General features: G+C 73.7%; 19 protein-coding genes. 13 read left to right on the top strand and 6 right to left on the bottom strand.

Going from position 1 to position 19,769, the window contains the following annotated elements:
- Window positions 1–75 precede the first annotated feature (75 nt).
- From FB558_RS28735 to manD, 6 genes are all read left to right on the top strand, one after another.
- A complete protein-coding gene (locus FB558_RS28735; protein ID WP_142058613.1) occupies window positions 76–1,638 on the top strand; it encodes a sensor histidine kinase in 1,563 nt (520 codons plus the stop codon).
- Complete coding sequence (locus tag FB558_RS28740; protein ID WP_211366956.1) at window positions 1,635–2,306, top strand: response regulator; 672 nt, start codon at window positions 1,635–1,637, stop codon at window positions 2,304–2,306. Before FB558_RS28735 ends, FB558_RS28740 begins: the two co-directional genes overlap by 4 nt.
- 125 nt (window positions 2,307–2,431) lie before the next feature.
- Window positions 2,432–3,718, top strand: coding sequence for an ABC transporter substrate-binding protein (locus tag FB558_RS28745; protein WP_211366893.1), 1,287 nt, complete (start codon window positions 2,432–2,434; stop codon window positions 3,716–3,718).
- 10 nt (window positions 3,719–3,728) lie between these two features.
- Window positions 3,729–4,622 carry a carbohydrate ABC transporter permease gene (locus FB558_RS28750; protein WP_142058619.1) on the top strand — a complete coding sequence of 298 codons (894 nt, stop codon included), beginning with the start codon at window positions 3,729–3,731 and terminating at the stop codon, window positions 4,620–4,622.
- Window positions 4,619–5,488 carry a carbohydrate ABC transporter permease gene (locus FB558_RS28755; RefSeq protein WP_142058621.1) on the top strand — a complete coding sequence of 290 codons (870 nt, stop codon included), beginning with the start codon at window positions 4,619–4,621 and terminating at the stop codon, window positions 5,486–5,488. Before FB558_RS28750 ends, FB558_RS28755 begins: the two co-directional genes overlap by 4 nt.
- Window positions 5,489–5,508: 20 nt before the next feature.
- Window positions 5,509–6,735, top strand: a complete 1,227-nt coding sequence (gene manD / locus FB558_RS28760) for a D-mannonate dehydratase ManD (protein WP_142058623.1) — start codon at window positions 5,509–5,511, stop codon at window positions 6,733–6,735.
- Between the two features lie 10 nt (window positions 6,736–6,745).
- Here manD and FB558_RS28765 read toward each other — a convergent pair whose 3' ends face one another.
- A complete protein-coding gene (locus FB558_RS28765; RefSeq protein ID WP_142058625.1) occupies window positions 6,746–7,696 on the bottom strand; it encodes a zinc-dependent alcohol dehydrogenase in 951 nt (316 codons plus the stop codon).
- 190 nt (window positions 7,697–7,886) lie between these two features.
- On the opposite strand from FB558_RS28765, the gene FB558_RS28770 reads away from it, so the two are divergent.
- The 3 genes from FB558_RS28770 (at window position 7,887) to FB558_RS28780 (ending at window position 11,657) form a co-directional block, all read left to right on the top strand.
- On the top strand, window positions 7,887–8,876 hold the full coding sequence (locus FB558_RS28770) for a LacI family DNA-binding transcriptional regulator (protein ID WP_142058627.1): 990 nt from the start codon (window positions 7,887–7,889) through the stop codon (window positions 8,874–8,876).
- Window positions 8,877–8,949: 73 nt separating this feature from the next.
- The gene (gene hisD / locus FB558_RS28775; RefSeq protein WP_142058629.1) at window positions 8,950–10,269 is read left to right on the top strand and encodes a histidinol dehydrogenase; all 1,320 of its coding nucleotides are present in this window, start codon (window positions 8,950–8,952) and stop codon (window positions 10,267–10,269) included.
- A 35-nt stretch (window positions 10,270–10,304) separates the two neighbouring features.
- Window positions 10,305–11,657 carry an MFS transporter gene (locus FB558_RS28780; RefSeq protein WP_142058631.1) on the top strand — a complete coding sequence of 451 codons (1,353 nt, stop codon included), beginning with the start codon at window positions 10,305–10,307 and terminating at the stop codon, window positions 11,655–11,657.
- A gap of 4 nt (window positions 11,658–11,661) precedes the next feature.
- Here FB558_RS28780 and FB558_RS28785 read toward each other — a convergent pair whose 3' ends face one another.
- Window positions 11,662–12,519: a formate/nitrite transporter family protein gene (locus FB558_RS28785; protein ID WP_142058633.1), complete on the bottom strand. Its 858-nt coding sequence runs from the start codon at window positions 12,517–12,519 to the stop codon at window positions 11,662–11,664.
- A gap of 207 nt (window positions 12,520–12,726) precedes the next feature.
- Here FB558_RS28785 and cynS point away from each other — a divergent pair, with 207 nt between their 5' ends.
- Window positions 12,727–13,176 carry a cyanase gene (cynS, locus tag FB558_RS28790; protein WP_142059233.1) on the top strand — a complete coding sequence of 150 codons (450 nt, stop codon included), beginning with the start codon at window positions 12,727–12,729 and terminating at the stop codon, window positions 13,174–13,176.
- Here the strand turns inward: cynS and FB558_RS28795 are convergent.
- A complete protein-coding gene (locus FB558_RS28795) occupies window positions 13,139–14,131 on the bottom strand; it encodes a GlxA family transcriptional regulator (protein ID WP_142058635.1) in 993 nt (330 codons plus the stop codon). The genes cynS and FB558_RS28795 overlap by 38 nt on opposite strands.
- A 72-nt stretch (window positions 14,132–14,203) precedes the next feature.
- Between FB558_RS28795 and FB558_RS28800 the strand changes: the two genes are divergently transcribed.
- Window positions 14,204–15,043, top strand: a complete 840-nt coding sequence (locus FB558_RS28800) for an alpha/beta fold hydrolase (protein WP_142058637.1) — start codon at window positions 14,204–14,206, stop codon at window positions 15,041–15,043.
- Here the strand turns inward: FB558_RS28800 and FB558_RS28805 are convergent.
- Window positions 15,033–15,941 carry an oxidoreductase gene (locus tag FB558_RS28805; RefSeq protein ID WP_142058639.1) on the bottom strand — a complete coding sequence of 303 codons (909 nt, stop codon included), beginning with the start codon at window positions 15,939–15,941 and terminating at the stop codon, window positions 15,033–15,035. The genes FB558_RS28800 and FB558_RS28805 overlap by 11 nt on opposite strands.
- Window positions 15,942–16,001: 60 nt before the next feature.
- Here FB558_RS28805 and FB558_RS28810 point away from each other — a divergent pair, with 60 nt between their 5' ends.
- Window positions 16,002–16,937 carry a LysR family transcriptional regulator gene (locus FB558_RS28810; RefSeq protein WP_142058641.1) on the top strand — a complete coding sequence of 312 codons (936 nt, stop codon included), beginning with the start codon at window positions 16,002–16,004 and terminating at the stop codon, window positions 16,935–16,937.
- On the opposite strand, the gene FB558_RS28815 is transcribed toward FB558_RS28810, so the two are convergent.
- Both FB558_RS28815 and FB558_RS28820 read right to left on the bottom strand, forming a co-directional pair.
- Window positions 16,906–18,033: a mandelate racemase/muconate lactonizing enzyme family protein gene (locus FB558_RS28815; protein WP_142058643.1), complete on the bottom strand. Its 1,128-nt coding sequence runs from the start codon at window positions 18,031–18,033 to the stop codon at window positions 16,906–16,908. The two genes, FB558_RS28810 and FB558_RS28815, sit on opposite strands and share 32 nt — an antisense overlap.
- The gene (locus FB558_RS28820) at window positions 18,030–18,782 is read right to left on the bottom strand and encodes a creatininase family protein (protein WP_246106803.1); all 753 of its coding nucleotides are present in this window, start codon (window positions 18,780–18,782) and stop codon (window positions 18,030–18,032) included. The genes FB558_RS28815 and FB558_RS28820 overlap by 4 nt, the downstream gene beginning before the upstream one ends.
- A 45-nt stretch (window positions 18,783–18,827) precedes the next feature.
- Between FB558_RS28820 and FB558_RS28825 the strand changes: the two genes are divergently transcribed.
- A complete protein-coding gene (locus FB558_RS28825) occupies window positions 18,828–19,769 on the top strand; it encodes an ROK family protein (protein WP_142058647.1) in 942 nt (313 codons plus the stop codon).

Genomic DNA, 19,769 nt, shown 5'->3' on the forward strand with positions numbered 1-19,769 from the left:
CCTTGCTCGCACATCGGTCGTTGTGGTCGTTGTGGTCACGGCAGTTCCGCCGCGTCCCGTGAGACCCTCCCGTCCGTGTCGAAGACACTCGCGCGGCAGTTCCTGGGCTGGCAGCTCGGGATCGTCGGGCTGCTGCTCGTCGCCGTCACCGGGCTCGCCGTCGTGCAGTCGAACGCGGCGTTCCGGGAGACGCAGGGGCGGCGCATGCTGTCGGTCGCGGAGGACGTGGCGGCCACCGCGGGCGTGCGGGAGAGCCTCGCGACCCGCTCCCACGGCCCGCTGCCCGCGCTCGGCACCAGCGCCCGCAACCTGTCGGGCGCCGACGAGATCGTGATCGCCGACGCCGGCCTCGTCGTGCGCAGCGCGGCCGACCCGGCCGAGGTCGGCGAGCCCTTCCCGGTCGGGGAGAGCACGGCGCCGTCCGGCCGGGCCTGGGTCGGCAACCCGGACGGGAGCACCGTCGTCGCGCACGTGCCGGTGCTGGACGACCGGGGCCGCGTGGTCGGGCTCGTCGCGGCCCGCGCCGAGGCGCCGTCGCTGCTCAGCGGCCTGCTCGCGGCACCCGCACCGGCCGCGGCGCTGGTGGGCGTCGCGGTGGTGCTCGGGGTGGCGGGTTCGCTGCTGCTGGCCCGGCGGGTGCGCCGCCAGACCCTCGGGTTGGAGCCGGCCGAGATCGTGGAGCTGGTGCAGCGCCGCGAGGCCATGCTGCTGGGTGTGAAGGAAGGGGTACTGGGGCTGGACGGCGCGAACCGGATCACGCTGCGCAACGCGGCCGCCGCCGAGCTGCTGGGCATCGGCGAGGTCGGCGCGCGGATCGACGAGCTCGACCTGGACGAGCGGCTGCGCGACGTGCTCACCGGTGCCGCCGTCGGCGAGGACCAGGTGGTGCTGCACGGCAGCCGCGTCCTGGTGCTGAACCGGATGCCGGTGGTCGTCGACGGGGCGCAGGTCGGCGCGGTCGTCACGCTGCGGGACCGCACCGAGCTCGCCACGCTCGAGGACCGCCTCGACGCCTCGCGCCACGTCACCGACACCCTGCGGGCGCAGGCGCACGAGTTCACCAACCGGCTGCACACCATCGCCGGGCTCACCGAGCTGGGCGAGCACGAGGAGGTGCGCCGCTTCGTGGCGGGCGTCGTCGCGGGCTCGGACCAGTGGCGTCGCGAGGTCACCGCGCGCGTCGGCGACGCGGCCGTGGCCGCCCTGCTGGTGGCCAAGGCGAGCCTCGCCACCGAGCGCGGGGCGCAGCTGCGGCTCGCCCTGGGCAGCCGCCTCGACGCGGTCGACCCGGCGCGCGACCCGGCCCTGTCGGCCGACCTCGTCACCGTGGTGGGCAACCTCGTCGACAACGCCCTGGACGCCGCGGGCGCGGGCTGGGTGGAGGTCGGCTTCGGCCGGGAGGGGGACGCCGTGCGCGTGACGGTGCGCGACTCCGGTCCGGGCGTCGCGTCGGAGCTGGTCGAGGAGGTGTTCCGGCACGGGTTCAGCACCAAGGCCGCCGAGCACGACGCCGGGGGCCGCGGGCTCGGGTTGGCGCTGGCCCGGCAGGTCTGCCTCCGGCGCGGCGGGTCGATCACCCTGCGCAACGACGGCGGCGCCGAGTTCACCGCCTGCCTGCCGCTGGCGGTGGCCGCCTGATGCGCGTCCTCGTCGTCGACGACGACTTCATGGTCGCCCGCGTGCACAGCGGGTACGTCGCGCGGATCCCCGGCTGCGAGGTCGCCGGCGTCGCCCACACCGCCGCCGACGCCGTCCGGCTGGCCGGGGAGCTGCGCCCCGACCTCGTGCTGCTGGACGTCTACCTGCCCGACCGCTCCGGGATCGAGGTGCTGCGCGAGCTGCGCACGGGAGCGCCCGACGACCCGTTCGTGCTGGTCATCACGGCCGCCGACGACCCGGTGACGGTGACGGCGGCCCTGCACGGCGGCGCCACCCACTACCTGGTGAAGCCGTTCGACGCCGCGGCGCTGCGCGAGCACGTCGAGCGCGTGGCGCGGGTCCGCGGACGGCTGGCCGGGCTCTCACGGGCCGCGCAGGACGACATCGACAGCGTCTTCGGCGGGCGGTCGGGCGCCACCGCCCGATTGCCGAAGGGCCTCACCGCGCCCACCGCGCAGCTCGTCATGGAGGTGCTGCGGGAGCACGACGGGGACCTGTCGGCCGCCGAGTGCGCAGAGCGGACCGAGCTGTCGCGGGTGAGCGCGCGGCGCTACCTGGAGCACTTCGTGACGACCGGCGCGGCAACGGTCCGCCTGCGCTACGGCGGAACGGGCCGCCCCGAGCGGCGCTACCGCTGGAGCGACTGACCGCACACACCATCGCGAGGCCGCACACGTGCCCGGCGGTGTGTGCGGTCGCGCGACGGTGTGTGCGGTGGCCCGGCGACCCTGACGTAGGGTCCGGACGTCTGATGTTCGTACTCGGGGGACACGTGATTCAGCGACGGGAATTCCTGCGCGCCGCAGCGCTCGGGGCGCTCGCCGGCGCGGGGCTCACCGGCTGCGGCAGCTCGGGCGGCGGGCCCGACGGCGACCTGCGGCTCGTCTTGTGCAACCACGTCTGGACCACCGCGATCCGGGAGCGCTTGCCCGAGTTCGAGCAGCTCAGCGGCCGTCGCGTGGTCGTCTCCACGATGACGGCCGACCAGCTCTCCTCGACCTACAACGTCAAGCTCAACGCGAGCGCGCCGGACGTCGACGTGATGATGTACCGGCCGCTGCAGGAGCAGCTGCTGTTCGCGCGCAACGGCTGGCTCGCCGACCTCACCGACCACGTCACCGGCGACACCGGCTACGACTGGTCCGACGTGCAGGCCGGCGCCCGGGAGCGGGTCACCACCGAGGGACGGGTGTTCGGCGTCCCGATCGTCACCGAGCGGCCCACGCTGTACTACCGGCGCGACCTCGTGCCCGACGGCCCGCCCGCCACCCTGGACGAGCTGCGCGAGACGGCGCTGCGGCTGCACGACCCGGCCGCCGGGATGACCGGGTTCGCCGGGCGCGGGCAGCGCAACTTCGCCGTGAGCATGTTCTCCAGCTACCTGTACTCGTTCGGCGGCGACTTCGTCGTCGACGGCCGCTCGGGCGTCGCGACGCCGGAGGCGGTCGCCGCCTACTCCTACTACGGCGGGCTGCTGCGCGACGCCGGGCCGCTCGGCGTCACCAACATGAGCCTCGAGCAGATCACGCCGATCTTCGCGCAGGGCCGGGCGGCGTTCGCGATCGACGCCGACTCGGTCTACCTCAACTTCGTCGACCCGGAGACGTCCCTGGTCGGCGACCGCACCGGTTTCGCGCCCTTCCCCGCCGGACCGGCCGGCTCGCGCCCGTTCAACATCGCGTCCTGGGGTCTGGCGGTCAACGCGTTCTCCGAGCGGCGCGACGTCGCGTGGGAGTTCCTGCGCTGGGCCACGAGCCCGGAGACGGTGCTCGCGCTGCAGCGGGCCGGCGTGCCGGGCGCGCGGGACTCGGCCTGGCAGGATCCCGACGCCGGGGCGGCGTTCCCGCCCGACCTCGCCGCGTCCATGGTCGCCGGCAGCGCCACCGGCGTGCCCCGCGACCGGCCCGACGTCGTACAGGTCGGGCGTGCCCGCGACATCGTCGGCCGCCCGATGGTGGCCGCCGTCCTCGGCGAGGACGTCGTGGCCGAGGCGCACGACGCCTCGGAGGAGTTCGACGAGTTCCTGGTGCGGGACGCCCGGCAGCGCAGGATCCGATGAGGAAGATCTGATGGCCCTGACCCTCGAACAGGAGAACCGTCGGCTGAAGTGGACGATGATCAGCCCGGCCGTGCTGTTCATCGGCCTGATGATCGTCTTCCCGCTCGCGTACACGGTCTGGCTGAGCACCACCGACGCGTTCGGCGCCGTCAACGCCGACACGGGGTTCCTCGGCCTCACGAACTACGCCGACGCCCTCGGCGACACGCGCCGGTTCTGGCCGGCGGTCTGGCGCACGGCCGTGTTCACCGTGGCCGCCGTCGTCATCGAGCTGGTGCTCGGGCTGGCGCTGGCGATGCTGCTGCGCCGCCCGTTCCGCGGGATGCGCTGGGTGCGCACGATCCTGATGGTCCCGCTGCTCGCCACGCCGGTGGCGGTCGGCGTGCTGTGGCTGCTGATCCTCGACCCGACCGTCGGCATCGCCAACGCGATCCTCGGGCTCGTCGGGATCCCGCCGCAGCCCTTCCTCGGCTCGGTGACGCAGTCGCTGCCCACGCTCGTGCTCATCGACGTCTGGCAGTGGACGCCGATGATGACGCTGCTGCTGCTCGCGGGGCTCACCACGCTGCCCGAGGAGCCGGAGGAGGCCGCGCTCGTCGACGGCGCCACCGCCTGGCAGCGGTTCCGGCTCGTGACCCTGCCGATGCTGGGCACCACGATCGTCACCGCCCTGGTGCTGCGCAGCGTCGACGCGCTCAAGACCTTCGACCTGATCTACGCGACGAAGGGCGCGGGCGGCGGCTCCAGCCACGAGGCGGAGACCCTGAACGTCTACGCCTACGGCCTCACGTTCGACTACCAGGAGTACGGGCTCGCCGCCGCCGTGCTCGTCGTGTTCACCGTGCTGATCATCGGGATCGTCGTCGCCCTGCGAGCCCGCTCCTCCGACAAGGCCGGATCATGATCGCAACCCTTTCCGAGCCCGCGACCGCCACCGCGACGTCGCGCGGCCCCGACCCGCGCAAGCGCCGGACGGAGCGCCTGCGGCTCACCGCGGTCGTGCTCGTGAGCCTGGTGTTCGCACTGCCGCTGGTCTGGATGGTGCTCGCCGCCTTCAAGACCAACGTGCAGATCGGCAACACCGCCGACGCGATCGTCTTCACGCCCACGCTGCAGAACTTCCGCACGGTCTTCGACCAGGGCGTGTTCCTCCCCGCGATGGTGAACTCGATCATCGTGGCCGTGGTGTCGACGGTGCTGTCGGCGCTGGTCGCCGTGCCGGCCGCGTGGGCGATCGGACGGTTCGGGATGCACCGCGCGGGCGGCTGGGTGCTGATCGCGCGCATCATCCCGGCGATCTCGCTGCTGGTGCCCTGGTACTACGTGTTCGCCCGGCTGGAGCTGGTCGGCGGCTACACGGTGCTGGTGCTGTCCCACATGTTCGTCTCGGTGCCGCTCATCACCTGGATCATGATCGGCTTCTTCGAGGGGCTCCCGGTGGAGCTGGAGGAGGCGGGCCGCGTCGACGGGCTCTCGGCGTTCGGCGCGTTCCTGCGGATCTCGCTGCCGCTCGCCACCGCGGGCACGGCCACCGCGTGCGTCCTGGCCACCGTGTTCAGCTGGAACAACTTCATCTTCGCGCTGATCCTCTCCGACGAGACCACGAAGACGCTCCCGGTGGCGCTGTTCAACTTCATCTCCTACGCCAGCGTCGACTGGGGCGGGCTGATGGCGGCCTCCACGCTGATGAGCGTGCCCGTCGTGCTCGCCGCCGTGTTCGGGCAGCGCTACCTCGTCGCCGGTCTCACCGCCGGCGCCACCAAGGGTTGAGACCTACCGGAAGGACCTCCATGCGGATCGCCGGCGCCGACGTCATCGTCACCAGCCCGGGGCGCAACTTCGTCACCCTCGAGATCACCACCGACGACGGCCTCGTCGGCTACGGCGACGCCACGCTCAACGGCCGCGAGCTCGCCGCCGCGAGCTACCTGCGCGACCACGTCGTCCCGCTGCTGATCGGCCGCGACGCGCACCGCATCGAGGACACCTGGCAGTACCTCTACCGCGGCGCGTACTGGCGCCGCGGGCCGGTGACGATGGCCGCGATCGCCGCCGTCGACGTCGCCTTGTGGGACATCAAGGCCAAGGCCGCGGGCATGCCGCTCTACCAGCTGCTGGGCGGGGCGAGCCGCACCGGTGCGCGGGCCTACGGGCACGCGAGCGGGCGCGACCTGCCCGAGCTGATGGACTCGATCCGGGCGCGGCTGTCGGAGGGCTTCCGCTCGATCCGCGTGCAGTCCGGCGTCCCCGGTCTGGAGACGATCTACGGCATCTCGGCCGCCCCGGACGCCACCGGCGGGCGCGGCTACGAGCCGGCGGGCCGGCACCCGGTGCCGAACGAGGAGACCTGGGACACCCGCGCCTACCTGCGCCACCTGCCGACGGTGTTCGAGGCGGTCCGGAACGAGTTCGGGCCGGAGCTGCCGCTGCTGCACGACTGCCACCACCGGCTCACCCCGATCCAGGCGGCGAAGCTGGGCAAGGCCCTGGAGCCCTACGACCTGTTCTGGCTCGAGGACTGCACGCCCGCGGAGAACCAGGAGGCACTGCGCCTGGTCCGCGAGCACACCACCACCCCGCTGGCGATCGGCGAGGTCTTCAACACCGCCTTCGACTACCAGACCCTCATCCGCGAGCAGCTCATCGACTACGTCCGCTCGGCCGTCACGCACACCGGCGGCGTCACCCCGATGCGCAAGCTGTTCGACTACGCCGCGATGTACCAGGTGAAGTCCGCCATCCACGGCCCCACCGACATCTCCCCCGTCGGCATGGCCGCCGGCCTGCACCTGGACCTGGCGATCCACAACTTCGGGATCCAGGAGTTCATGCCGCACAGCGCGGAGACCTACGAGGTGTTCCGCCGCTCCTACACCTTCACCGACGGCTACCTGCACCCCGGCGAGACCCCCGGCATCGGCGTGGAACTGGACAGGAAAGCGGCAGGAAGGTTCGAGTACGAACCGGCGTACCTCCCGGTGAACCGCCTCCGCGACGGAACGCTCCACGACTGGTGAGCCCCACCACTCAGGCCGGGTCGAACTCCAGCACCGCCTTCAGGCGGCCCTCCGCCGGGGTGCACGCCGCCGTGTACGCCGGGGTCGCGTCGGCTGCCGACCGGACGTCCGTGACGAGCTCCGCTGCCACCTGCGGAGCGCGATCGAGGTGCTGCAGCGCGCGGCCCAGCACGGCACGGCGGTCGAGCGTGAGCCCGCCGATGATCCGCAGGTTGCGGCGCACGACGGCGGTGAGGTCGATCGGGTAGGACTCCCGCAGCGGGATGCCGAAGCAGTAGACCGTGCCCTGGTCGGCCACCGCGTGGACGGCGTCGGCCACCGTCGAGGTCTGGTGCCCGACGGCCTCCACGATCACGTCGGGCCGGGCGTCGACGGCCTGCGCCCACTGCCTGCTGTCCGCCACGACCACCTCGTCCAGGCCGAACGTGGTGGCGTGCGCGGTGCGGTCGACCGGGTCGACACCCACGACGGAGGCCGCGCCGCGCTGCCGCAGTGCCCACGCGAACAGCAGGCCGATCGCGCCGAGGCCCAGCACCGCGGCCCGCTTGCCCCGCACGTCGCCCAGCTGGTCGACCGCGTACAGCACGCAGGCCAGCGGCTGCGCCACCACGGTGTGCACCCCGCTGCCGTCGCCGCCGACGGGGTGCAGCCCGGATCCCGCGGTGACGACCAGCTCGGCCAGCGCGTCCGCCGCCGACGCCCAGCCGACCACCCGCTCCCCCGTCGCGATGCCCGGATCCCGCGACGCCCGCACCCGGCCGACGATCTCGTGCAGCGGGAAGCCGGGCGGGGCCACGACGCCCGGACGCCCGCCGGCGCGGAAGTGGGGGAGGTCGCTGCCGCAGATGCCACCGTGCTCCAGGCCGACGAGGACCTCGCCGGGGCGCAGGTCGTCCGCGGCGGGTGCGGGCACCTCCACGGGCTGCAACGTCGCGGGACCGGTCAGCTGCTGTGCCCACATGCGATCTGCCTACCGCCTCCGACCGACCCTGTGGACCCCATGTGGTCCGGCGCACACCGCGAGGCCACCAGCCGACGAACGGCACTCCCGTCGGCGCCTAGCCGACGACAGTGCCGTTCGTCATGCGAGTCCCGAGCCCCGGCCACCGCACTAGGATCACGGCGTTCCCGTCACCTGATCCGGAGGGCCGATGGCACGCCGACCCTCGGTCACCAGCACCCAGATCGCCCGGGAGGCCCGGGTCGCGCAGTCCACCGTGTCGCGCGTGCTCAACGGCGGGAGCGTCTCCCCGCAAACGCGGGAGCGGGTGCTCGCGGTGCTGGAGAAGTACGACTTCCAGCCCAGCCAGGCCGCGCGGAGCCTCGTGGGTGCGCGCACCGGCGTGGTCGGGGTCGTGATCCGCGACCTGACCAACCCCTTCTACCCCGTCATGGTCAAGGCGATGGAGCGCGTCCTCCACGAGCGGGGGCTGCGGTTGTTCCTGGTGACCGACGTGGTCGCACCCGAGGAGGGGGTGGCGATGCTGCGCCGCGAAGGCGTCGAGGGCGCCATCTTCACCGCCGCCGTCGCCACCGATCCCCTGCCGGGCAGGCTCAGCGGGCACGGCATCCCCGTCGTGCTGTGCCACCGCACGATCGACGGCTTCCCCGCCGACCAGGTGGAGGCCGACAACGTCGAGGCCGGCCGGCTCGCGGCCGGGCACCTGCTGGAGCTGGGCCACCGCCGGCTGGCGATGCTCACCGGTGTGCCCGGCGCCAGCACCGCGGTGCAGCGCGGTGCGGGCTTCCGGGAGCTCACGGCCGACCTGCCGGTCGTCGAGGTCGAGGGCGGCTTCGACTACGACCAGAGCTATGCGGCCGTGCGCGCGCTGCTGTCCGGCCCGGACCGGCCGACCGCGCTGTTCTGCCAGAACGACGTCATGGCCCACGCCGCGCTCAACGCGGCCGTCGCCGAGGGGGTCGACGTCCCGGGCGCACTGTCCGTCGTCGGGTGCGACGACGTGCCCGTCTCGGGTTGGGAGCGGATGGCGCTGACGACCGTGCGCCAGCCGCTCGTCCGGATCGCCCAGGTCGCCGCGGAGCTGCTGCTCGACCGGCTGGCCGACGCCGGGCGCCCGCCGCGCCACGAGGTGCTGCCCGTCGAGCTGGTGACGCGCGGCACGACGGCGCCGCCCGCCTGACCTGATCCCTTGACCCCGGCGTCGCGGCGCGCCTACGTTGGATACGTATCCAACCGCGAGCAACGGAGCCGGAATGTCCCGCAGCCTCAAGTCCGCCACGACCTCCGCGACCGGCTTCGCCGCCGACGAGACCGTCGCCACGACGGTCCGCGGCCTCATCGCCGACGTGCGCGAGCGCGGGGACGCCGCGGTCCGCGAGCTGTCCGCGCGCTTCGACAGGTGGGAGCCGGAGAGCTTCCGCCTCTCCGACGACCAGATCGCCGAGCTGGTCGCCTCCCTCGACCCGCAGGTCATCGAGGACATCACGACCGTCCAGGCCAACGTCCGCCGCTTCGCCGAGGCGCAGAAGGCGTCGATGGCGGAGATCGAGGTCGAGACGCAGCCCGGCGTGTTCCTCGGCCAGAAGCACGTGCCGGTCCAGGCGGTCGGCGCGTACGTGCCGGGCGGGCGCTACCCGCTCACCGCGAGCGCCCACATGACGATCGTGACCGCGAAGGTCGCCGGGGTGCCGCGGGTGGTCGCCTGCACGCCGCCGATCCGCGGCGAGATCCCCGCCGCGACGATCGCGGCCATGCACCTCGCAGGCGCCGACGAGATCTACGTGCTCGGCGGCGTCCAGGCGATCGCGGCCATGAGCGTCGGCACCGAGACGATCGCACCGGTCGACATGCTCGCCGGCCCCGGCAACGCCTACGTCGCCGAGGCCAAGCGGCAGCTGTTCGGCGAGGTCGGCATCGACCTGTTCGCCGGGCCGACCGAGATCCTGGTCGTCGCCGACCACACCGCCGACCCGTTCGTCGTGGCGGTCGACCTGCTCTCGCAGGCCGAGCACGGCCCGGACAGCCCCGCGATCCTCGTCACCACCAGCGAGGACCTCGGGAACGCGGTGCTCGGCCACATCGCGCAGATCCTCCCGGGGATGCCGACCGGCGACATCGCAGGCCCGGCCTGGCGCGACCACGGCCAGGTGATCGTGGTCGACGACCTCGCCGAGGCCTACCGCGTGGCGGACGGCTTCGCGTCCGAGCACGTCCAGATCCTCACCGAGAACCCCCGCGAGGCGCTGGAGCAGATGCACGCCTACGGCGCGCTGTTCCTGGGCGAGGGCACCTGCGTCTCCTACGGCGACAAGGTCATCGGCACCAACCACGTGCTGCCCACGCGCGGCGCGGCCCGCTACACCGGCGGGCTCTGGGTCGGGATGTACCTGCGCACCGTGACCTACCAGGAGGTCCGCGACCAGGACGCCTCCGCCGAGCTCGGCGTGCTGTGCGGGCGCGCGGCCCGGGTCGAGCTGTTCGAGGGCCACGCCCGCTCCGGCGACGTGCGCGCCGCCAAGTACGCCGGGGCGCAGCTGTCCTGGACCGACCACTACCAGCGGGTCCAGGCCTGAGACCCCCTCGTCCTGCGATCGACGGAGATCAGCCCATGCGCGTTGCGCCCCACGACCCGGAGGTCCTCCGGCGTCGCTCCCTGCAGTCCGGAACGATCGGCGCGATCGTCGAGTGGTACGAGTACACGGTCTACGGCACGGCGGCGGCGCTGGTGTTCGGCCACCTGTTCTTCCCCGACCTGCCACCGGGCATCGCGCAGATCGTGTCGCTCGCGTCGTTCGGCGTGGGCTTCCTCGCCCGGCCGGTCGGGGCGTTCGTCGCGGGCCACCTCGGCGACCGGATCGGCCGCAAGTCCACGCTGATCCTCACCTTCTCGATCATGACGGTCGCGACGGCGGCGATCGGCTTCCTGCCGACGCACGCCCAGATCGGGGTGGCCGCGCCGCTGCTGCTGTGCCTCCTGCGGCTGGCGCAGGGCTTCGCCGTCGGCGGGGAGTGGGGCGGCGCGGCCATCGTCGCGGTGGAGAACGCGCCGCGGCGGCGACGCGGCTACTTCGGCTCGTGGCCGCAGATCGGCGTGTCGGCGGGGCTGCTGCTCGGCACCGCCGCCGTGAGCCTCGCGTCGGCGATCTCCGGTGACGCGTTCGGCGAGTGGGGGTGGCGCCTGCCGTTCCTGATGAGCATCCCGCTCGCGCTGGTCGGGCTGTTCATCCGGCTGCGCGCCACCGAGAGCCCGGCGTTCCTGGCCGAGAAGGCGAAGATGGACGCGGAGCTCGAGCAGCGGAAGGCACCCGCCGCCGTCCTGCTGCGCGACCACCGCAAGGCGCTGCTCATCACGATCTTCGGCCGCTTCGCCGAGGCCGGCAACTACTACCTGTTCACCACGTTCGTGCTGTCCTACGTGACCACGAACCTCGGCGCTCCGCAGTCCTACGGGCTGATCGCGTCGATGGTGGGTGCCGCGATCAACATCGCGATGATCCCGCTGTTCGGCGCGCTCTCGGACCGCATCGGCCGGCCGCGGACGTTCCTCATCGGCGGCGCGTTGATCGTGCTCACGTCGTGGCCGGTGTTCGCGCTCGTCGGCACCGGGCAACTGGTGGGCGTGGTGCTCGGGGTGAGCCTGTTCATGGCGCTGGGCCACGCGATGGTCTACGCACCGCTCCCGGCGCTGTACTGCGAGATGTTCCCGACGGCCGTGCGCTACTCGGGCATCTCCGTCGGCTACCAGATGGCCTCGATCCTGCTGGCGAGCTTCACCCCCGCGCTGGCGGCGGCGATGGTGCTCTGGGCGGGCGGCAGCCTGTGGATGGTGATCCTCTACGCCATCGGCACCACGCTGATCGCGATGGTGGCCATCGCCTTCGCCCCGGACCGGCGGCACCTGGAGCTGGAGGAGATCGATGCCGCCTCGCCTGCCGTGCCGCACGCGGCGGCCGCACGCTGACCCGTCACGCCGCCTGGCGCGACTCCGCCGGCACGCCCGCGTCCACCGGGACCGGGCGCCTGCGGTTCGCGCCGGTGCGGGCGTGCGTGGCGTACAGCGTGAGCCCGACGAACGTGAGACCGCCGACGAGGTTGCCGACCACCGTGGGGATCTCGTTCCACACCAGGTAGTCGACGACCGAGAAGTCGCCGCCGAGCATCAGGCCGGACGGGAACAGGAACATGTTGACGATCGAGTGCTCGAAGCCCATGTAGAAGAAGACCAGGACGGGCATCCACATCCCGATCACCTTTCCCGACACGGACGTCGACATCATCGCGGCCACGACGCCGGTCGAGACCATCCAGTTGCACAGCACGCCGCGCAGGAACAGGGTCAGCATCCCGGCGGCGCCGTGGTCGGCGTACCCCACGGTGCGCGAGGTGCCGATCTCGCCGAGCTGCGCGCCCACCTCGTTCGGCGCCATGGTGAACCCGAAGGTGAGGATCACCGCCATCATCAGCGCGACGGTGAGCGCGCCGGCGAAGTTGCCCACGAAGACCAGGCCCCAGTTGCGCAGGACCGTGCGCAGGGTGACACCGGGGCGCTTGTCGATCCAGGCCAGCGGGACGAGCGTGAAGACGCCGGTCAGCAGGTCGAAGCCGAGCAGGTACAGCATGCAGAACCCGACCGGGAACAGCAGCGCCCCGACGAGTGCGTTGCCCGTCTGCACCGTGATCGTGACGGCGAACGCGGCGGCCAGCGCGAGGATGGCGCCGGCCATGAATGCCCGGATCACGGTGTCGCGGGTCGACATGAAGACCTTCGCCTCACCGGCGTCGATCATCTTCCCGACGAACTCCGCCGGGTTCACGTAGGACATCTGCGGCTCCTCAGCTGGGTCGGGCACGTGCGTCCGGCCGAGTCTGGGAAGCGCGCGTTTCCACGCCGTGACGGCGGGAAGATCATCAGGTCACGGCCCCCTCACGGTGAGCGCCCGCCACCTGCCAGGACCGTGTTCCGTGCGCGCAACACGATCGTCACGAGGACGCGCGAGCCTGGTGCGCACCACCGATCCGAGGAGCCGACGATCGACCCGATCATGAGCAAGTCCGATGCCGCCGAGCTCGTCGTCGCCGCCCGGCGACGGCGCGGCCTGACCTGGTCCGCGATCGCCGACGAGCTGGGCGCACCCCCGGTGTGGACGACCGCGGCCCTGCTCGGCCAGCACCCGCTGACGCGCGAGCAGGCCGAACGGGCGTGCACGCTGCTCGGCCTCGAGGCGGCGGTGGCCGAGAGCCTCCAGCAGCAGCCCTCCCGGGGAACCGATCCGGCCCTGATGAGCGACCCCACGATCTACCGGTTCACCGAGGCGCTGTCGGTCTACGGTCCCGCGCTCAAGGAGCTCATCCACGAGGAGTTCGGCGACGGGATCATGAGCGCCATCAACTTCCGGGTCGACGTCGCCCGCCGGCCCGACCCCGACGGCGACCGCGTGGTCGTCACCTTCGACGGGAAGTTCCTCGACTACCGGTGGTGAGCCGCCCGGGTTCGCCGAAGGTGCGCCGGTAGGCGCCCGGCGTGGTGCCCAGGTGCGCTCGGAACCGGCGGCGCAGGTTGACCGCCGAGGCGAGCCCGACCCTGGTGGCGATGGCGTCGACCGGGAGGTCGGTCTCCTCCAGCAGGGCCCGCGCGGCGTCGAGGCGCCGGCCGAGCAGCCACTGTCCCGGGCTGGTGCCGAGCTGTTCGGTGAACTGCCGGGCGAGGGTCCGGCTCGACAACCCGGCACGTCGGGCGAGCCGGTCCACGGTCAGCCGGGTGTCGAGCCGGGAGGTCGCCCACTCCAGCAGCGGCGCCAACGACTCGTCCGCCCGGGCGGGGGTGGGCCGGGCGACGTACTGGAGCTGGCTGCCCTCCCGGTGGGGCGGCAGCACCATGTTCCGGGCGATCTCGGCGGCGTACGCCGCGCCGTGGTCGGAACGCGCGAGGTGCAGGCACAGGTCGATGCCCGCTCCTGTGCCTGCGCTCGTCGCCACGTCGCCGTCGTCCACGTAGAGCACGTCCGGATCCACCTGCACCTCGGGGAAGGCGGCGGCGAGCCGGGCGGTGTGGCGCCAGTGGGTGGTGGCGCGGCGGCCGTCGAGCAGTCCGGCCGCGGCGAGGACGAACGCGCCCGTGCAGATCGCGACGACCCTCGCCCCGCGCTCGTGGGCGGCCCGCAGCGCCTCGACGACGCTCGGCGGCACCGCGGCGTCGGGCGGCTGCCGACCGGGGACGACCACGGTGTCCGCCTCCTGCAGGGCGTCCAGCCCCGCGTCGACGAGGACCGCGTAGCCGACGGTGGTCGGTAGCGGGCCGGGGTGCTCGGCGCAGATCCGGAAGTCGTAGTGGGCCGGCACGTCCTGGGGGACGGCGCCGAAGACCTCGGAGGCGCAGGCGAGCTCGAAGGGCGACTGGGGCGGGGTGAGCAGGGCCACCACCCGATGACGCTCCATGGCAGGAACGTACCCATGGATGTCTTTCCGGACTCTGTGGGCGGGAGCAGGCTCCGGGTCAGAGTGGTTGCCATGGGTGGAGCCACCGGAGCGGACGTGCGCAGGACCTCGGTCCAGGTCGACGGCGAGGTCGCCAGCTACCTCACCGCGGAGGGGGACGGTCCGGCCGTGGTGCTGCTGCACGGGACGTACTGGAGCCGGGTGTGGCTCCCGGTGCTGGGCCGTCTCGCGGAGGCCGGGCTGCGGCCCGTCGCGGTCGACTTCCCCGGGCTGGGGCGCTCCGGGGGCGAGCTCACCCCGGAGACGGCCACGGTCCCGGCGCTCGCGGGGTGGGTGGCGCGGTTCGCGTCCGCACTGGGGATCTCCGGACCGGTCGCCGTGGCCGGTCATGACATCGGCGGCGTCGTCGGCCAGCACCTCCTCGTCCACGACCTGCTGCCGGTGGCCCGGCTGGCCCTGGTGAACTCGGTCCTCTACGACTCCTGGCCCGCGCCCCACGTGGGCCGCTTCCGGGACCCGCGGATCGTCGCGGCGACCACCGCCGACGACCTCCTCGCCGAGCGCCGGCAGGCCGCGACGGGGGCACTGGCCGGTGCCGCCACCGACGCGTTGATCGACGACTACCTGGACCCGTGGACCGATCCGCGGGTCCGCCGTTCCTGGCTCGCCATGGCGGCCGCCGCCGACAGCCGCTACACGCTCGAGCTCGTTCCCGCACTGCGGCGGTCGACGACGCCCAAGCTCCTGGTCTGGGGCGAGGACGACCGGTTCGAGAAGGTGGGGTACGCCGAGAAGTTCGCGTCGGAGGTCCCGCGGACCACGCTCGTACGCATCCCGGACGCGGACCACATCCCCACGGAGAACGCCCCCGATCAGGTCGCCCGGGCCCTCGCCCGGTTCTTCACGGAGTAGCGGCCTCACCGGCCGCCCCGGCCGGCTCCGGCGCGAAGCCGGTCGCCCGGGACACCGGCTCCCAGGCGTGCACCTCCGCCCGGACGGAGTCGAGGTGGCCGAGGATGCCGTCGACCGCGTCGTCGCCCAGCGGCAGGCGCAGCGGGGGGTGATCGGCGTCGAGTGCGCGCAGGATCGCCGCGGCCGCCCGGGCCGGGTCGCCGGGCTGCGACCCGCCGATCCCGGTGATCATGTCGCGGGTGGGGCCGACCGTGGCGTCGTAGTCCTCCGTGACACGCGCGCTCTGCACCAGGCCCGACCCGGCGAACGCGGTGCGGAACGCGCCGGGTTCGACCACGACGACCGCGATGCCGAGCGGGCCCACCTCGGCGGCGAGGGCCTCCGAGTAGCCCTCCAACGCGAACTTCGTGGCGCAGTACGCCGAGAAGCCCGGGTAGGCCACCTGCCCGCCGAACGAGGACATCTGCACGATCGCGCCCGCACGACGCGCCCGCATCCCCGGCAGCACCGCGCGGACCAGCGCGGCCGGACCGAACACGTGCACGTCGAACAGCGACCGCAACTCCGCGTCCGTGGTCTCCTCCGCCGCGCCGACCTGGCCGTGGCCGGCGTTGTTGACCAGCACGTCGATCCGCCCGTAGCGGGCCTCCACATCTGCCACGACGGCATCGACGGCGGCCGCGTCGGTGACGTCGAGCGCCACCGCCTCGACGTGGTCGGGCCGCGCGGCCACCAGGTCCCCGAGGGCCTGCGGCCGCCGGGCGGTCGCCACCACCACGTCGCCGGCCGCCACGGCGGCCTCCGTGATCGCCCGCCCGAACCCGCTCGACGCCCCGGTCACCATCCAGACCCGCGACCCGTGCTGCCGCCCATGATTCGCTCGCTGACGCTCGCTCATACGTCGACCCTCCCCGCTGCGCTGCTCGCCGTCCAAGTCCTGCTGTGATAGCCAGACGGCATGGACGTGCACCTGCGGGACCTGCGGTACTTCGTCGCGATCGCGGAGCACCTGCACATCACGCGCGCCGCAGAGGCGCTCTACGTCTCGCAGCCGACGCTGTCGAAGCAACTGCGCGCGCTGGAGGGGCAGTTGCGGGTGCGGCTGTTCGAGCGCGACCGCAGGGGAGTCACGCTGACGCCCGCGGGCGCGGCCCTGCTCCCCCACGCCCGGGCCGTCCTCGACGCGTGGACCGAGGCCGAGCAGGCGCTCGCCGCCGCCGCGGAGCGCGAGCGCACCACGCTCGTCGTCGGGATCAGCACCGGCCTGGGACGCGGGCTGCTGCCCGCCGTCCGGGCCCGGCTCGCCGAGTCCGCCCCGCACGCGACGCTGCAGGTCCGCCAGGTCGGCTGGGGCGACCCGGCGGCCGGGCTGGACGCCTCCGGAGCGGACCGCACGGACGCGGCGTTCGTGTGGCTCCCGCTGCCCGGCGACGGCGAGCGCTACGCGCAGGTCGAGATCGTCCGCGAGCCCAGCCTGATCGCCCTGCCCGCGGGCCACCCGCTCGCGGGCCGCACCGACCTGGACATCTCCGACGTGCTGGACGAGCCGTTCCTCGCCCTCCCGGCCGCCGCGGGCGCGCTGCGCGACTTCTGGCTCGTCACGCGGGCCCGCGACGGCGTGCCGGCCCGCATCGGCGCGGAGATCGCGAACACCGACGAGACCGCCGAGGCGCTGCTGGCCGGGCTGGGGGTCTGCCTGCTCTCGGCGGGCAACGCGCCGAACGTCGCGCGACCCGGCATCGCGATCCGGCCGATCACCGGGGTGGAGCCGAGCCGGCTGGCGCTGGCCTGGCGGCGCGACGACCGGCGACCGCTGCTGCGCGCGCTGCGGGAGGCGGTGCAGGCGGCGGTCTCGGGGGCCACTAGCCGGTCAGGTCGCCCTCCCGCGCGTTGACCGCCGCGTAGTGGGCGACCTTGTCCTCGTCGACGACGACGCCGAGGCCGGGCCCGGTGGGCACGCGCAGGCTGCCGCCGTGCAGCTCGAGCGGCTCGATCACGTCGTCGGCGTGCAGGTAGTACATGCTGTCGATCGCGCGCGACAGCACCGGCGTGCTGGCCACCACGGCGAGGTGGGCGGCGGTGGCGATGCCCAGCTCGCCGCCGGAGTGCAGGTTCATCCCGAGCCCGAACGTCTCGCAGTGGGCGGCGAGGGCCTTCGTCGCCGCGATCCCGCCCCACTTGTAGACGTCGCCGTGCACGACGTCGACGGCGCCGAGGCGGACCGCGGGGGCGAAGTCCTCGAAGCGGACGAGGCACATGTTCGTGCAGAGCGGGATCCGGACCTTCGCCCGCACCTGGCTCATTCCCTCGATGCCGACGCACGGGTCCTCGAGGTACTCCAGGTCGAGCTCCTCGAGCTGGATGCCGGCACGCACCGAGTCCGGTACCGACCAGGCGGCGTTCGGGTCCACCCGCAGCGCCACCTCCGGCAGCGCCGCCCGCAGCGCGCGCAGGATCCGCACGTCGCCGAACACGTCACGGGTGCCCTTGAGCTTCACCGCCGTGAACCCGCCCTCGGCCACCACGCGCGCGGTGTGCTCGGCCAGCCGGGCCGGCAGGTCGGCCGCGGACGCGCCGGGCGCGTCGGCGCGCGTGACCAGCGCGGTGATCGGCACCTCGGTGCGCACCGGTCCGCCGAGCAGGTCGGTGAGCGACTGCCCGGTCGCCTTGCCGATCACGTCCCAGCACGCGACGTCCAGCGCCGCGATCGCCGCGTAGCCGAGGTAGCCGTGGAAGAACGGCACCATGTGCTGACGGCGGTGGAAGGCCTCGAGCGCGAACGGGCTGGTGCCGACCAGGTCCGCGGCGAGGCGGCGCACCAGCTCGGCCACCGGCCGGCCCCACATCGTCTCGCCCCAACCGGTGACGCCGGAGTCGGTGCGGATCCGCACGATCGTGCGCGTCTCACCCGTCTTCGTCTCGAACGAGCTGGTGAACGGGTTGGTCAGGGGCAGGTTGACGACCTGCACGTCGACTTCGGTGATCTTCAACGGGTTTCCCCTCCGTGGCTGGTGGCGGTGGCCGCGTCGAAGGCGCGGATCGCCTCGGCGAGCACCGTCGCGCGGGCGTCGAGCAGCGCGCGGCCCGTCGTGGCGTCGGCGGCCGCCGGGTCGTCGGTCGTGCCGCCCACCCGCGCCCACTCGCCGTGCCGCTCCACCAGCAGGCCCGGGGCGGGTGGGCGGTGGAACAGCGGCGGCTCGTCCGGCGCGTGCCACGGTGCGGGCGGCGCGACCAGGTCGGGGTGCGCGGCGAGCATCAGCGACGTCTCGAACGCGCCGGCGTGTCCGGGCGACCCGCCCTCGCCCAGCGCCCAGTAGGAGCAGGCCCCGAGGGCCACGTCGCGCTCCAGCGCGCAGCGCTTCACCGCGAGCCGCACGATCTCGTCGTTGCCGCCATGGCCGTTGACGAGCAGCGCGCGGCGGAACCCGCTGCGCACCAGCGAGTCGAGGACGTCGGCGAGCACGGCCTGCAGCGTCGCCGGGGACAGCGACACGGCCGCGGCGAACAGGTGGTGCGGGCTGTGCCCGAACGGCAGCGCGGGCAGCCGCACGAGCTCCGGGCCGCCGTCGCGGAGCCGCGCGACCGCCGCGTCCACGACGGCCTCGGCGAGCAGCGTGTCCGTGCCCATCGGCAGGTGCGCGGAGTGCTGTTCCTGGGAGCCGACGGGGAGCACGGCGATCGCCCCGCGCTCCCCCGCCGCGCGGACCTCCCGCCACGGCTGCCGGTCGAGTCGTAACACGGCTGTCTCCACCTTCCTGTGCTGGACGTGCATAAGGTCTCTGGCATGAGCCGCCCTCACCGCGCAGCGCTGCGCCTGGTGCCCGAGCCGGCCCCCGGTCCGCAGGCGCGCACGCTCGGAGCGGTCGAGCTGCTGCCCGGCCTGGTGCGGGCGTCGCTGATGGAGCTGTCCGGCGCGGTGCTGCGGCGCGGCGAGGCGGTGTTCGCGCCCGCGGACCCGGCCGGCGTCGACGCCGCGCTGCTGGCGGCGTGCGCGCCCTGTTTCGGCGCCGAGCGCCCGCTGGGCATCGGCGTGGCGGCCGCCGGCCTGGTCGACGCGGACGCCGGCGTGATCATCGAGGTCAACGACGCACCGGCCCTGCGCGGCTACCCCGTGCGGGAGCGGCTGGCGCGGTTCGGCGTGCCCGTGCACGTGGAGCACCGCGCTCGGTTGCAGGTGCTCGGCGACCGCTGGTTCGGGCCGGGCCGCGGCCGCAGCGACTTCGCGTCGGTGTCCACCGGCGAGGTGCTCGGCGTCGGGATCCTGCTGGGGGGCGAGCTGCTCGCCCCGCCCGGTGGGCGCAGCGGCGCGCACATGACGGTGGCCGGGCGCGACCGCGTCTGCACGTGCGGCGCGCGCGGCTGCTGGAAGACCGTGGCCACCACCCGCTGGCTGCGCGAGCGGGTGGCCGGCAGCGGGCTCCCGGCCACGCTCGCCGGGCTCGTCGCGAGCGCCGACCCGCAGGCGGCCGCGGTCGTGGACGAGTACGCCGAGAACCTGGCGCTGGGCCTGCTGAACATCCAGCAGCTGTTCGCGCCGGGCCTGTTCGTGCTGCACGGCGAGGCGCGCGACGGCGGCGGGGGTTTCCGGGAGCGGGTGCAGCGGCGGCTGCGCGCCGCGTCGGCGTGGTCGCCCACCGCCGAACCGCCCGTGGTCGTGGTGAGCTCCACGGTCGTGGACGACATCGCGCTGCTCGGCGGTGCCGGGCTGGTGCTGTCGGCGCGGTAG

It is taken from the genome of Pseudonocardia kunmingensis (assembly GCF_006716445.1).
Taxonomy (GTDB): domain Bacteria; phylum Actinomycetota; class Actinomycetes; order Mycobacteriales; family Pseudonocardiaceae; genus Pseudonocardia; species Pseudonocardia kunmingensis.

Coding starts and splice junctions, on each gene's coding strand:
- FB558_RS28750 (WP_142058619.1), top strand. CDS start 3,729: ATGGCCCTGACCCTCGAACAGGAGAACCGTCGGCTGAAGTGGACGATG.
- FB558_RS28755 (WP_142058621.1), top strand. CDS start 4,619: ATGATCGCAACCCTTTCCGAGCCCGCGACCGCCACCGCGACGTCGCGC.
- manD (WP_142058623.1), top strand. CDS start 5,509: ATGCGGATCGCCGGCGCCGACGTCATCGTCACCAGCCCGGGGCGCAAC.
- FB558_RS28765 (WP_142058625.1), bottom strand. CDS start 7,696: ATGTGGGCACAGCAGCTGACCGGTCCCGCGACGTTGCAGCCCGTGGAG.
- FB558_RS28770 (WP_142058627.1), top strand. CDS start 7,887: ATGGCACGCCGACCCTCGGTCACCAGCACCCAGATCGCCCGGGAGGCC.
- hisD (WP_142058629.1), top strand. CDS start 8,950: ATGTCCCGCAGCCTCAAGTCCGCCACGACCTCCGCGACCGGCTTCGCC.
- FB558_RS28780 (WP_142058631.1), top strand. CDS start 10,305: ATGCGCGTTGCGCCCCACGACCCGGAGGTCCTCCGGCGTCGCTCCCTG.
- FB558_RS28785 (WP_142058633.1), bottom strand. CDS start 12,519: ATGTCCTACGTGAACCCGGCGGAGTTCGTCGGGAAGATGATCGACGCC.
- FB558_RS28795 (WP_142058635.1), bottom strand. CDS start 14,131: ATGGAGCGTCATCGGGTGGTGGCCCTGCTCACCCCGCCCCAGTCGCCC.
- FB558_RS28800 (WP_142058637.1), top strand. CDS start 14,204: ATGGGTGGAGCCACCGGAGCGGACGTGCGCAGGACCTCGGTCCAGGTC.
- FB558_RS28805 (WP_142058639.1), bottom strand. CDS start 15,941: ATGAGCGAGCGTCAGCGAGCGAATCATGGGCGGCAGCACGGGTCGCGG.
- FB558_RS28810 (WP_142058641.1), top strand. CDS start 16,002: ATGGACGTGCACCTGCGGGACCTGCGGTACTTCGTCGCGATCGCGGAG.
- FB558_RS28825 (WP_142058647.1), top strand. CDS start 18,828: ATGAGCCGCCCTCACCGCGCAGCGCTGCGCCTGGTGCCCGAGCCGGCC.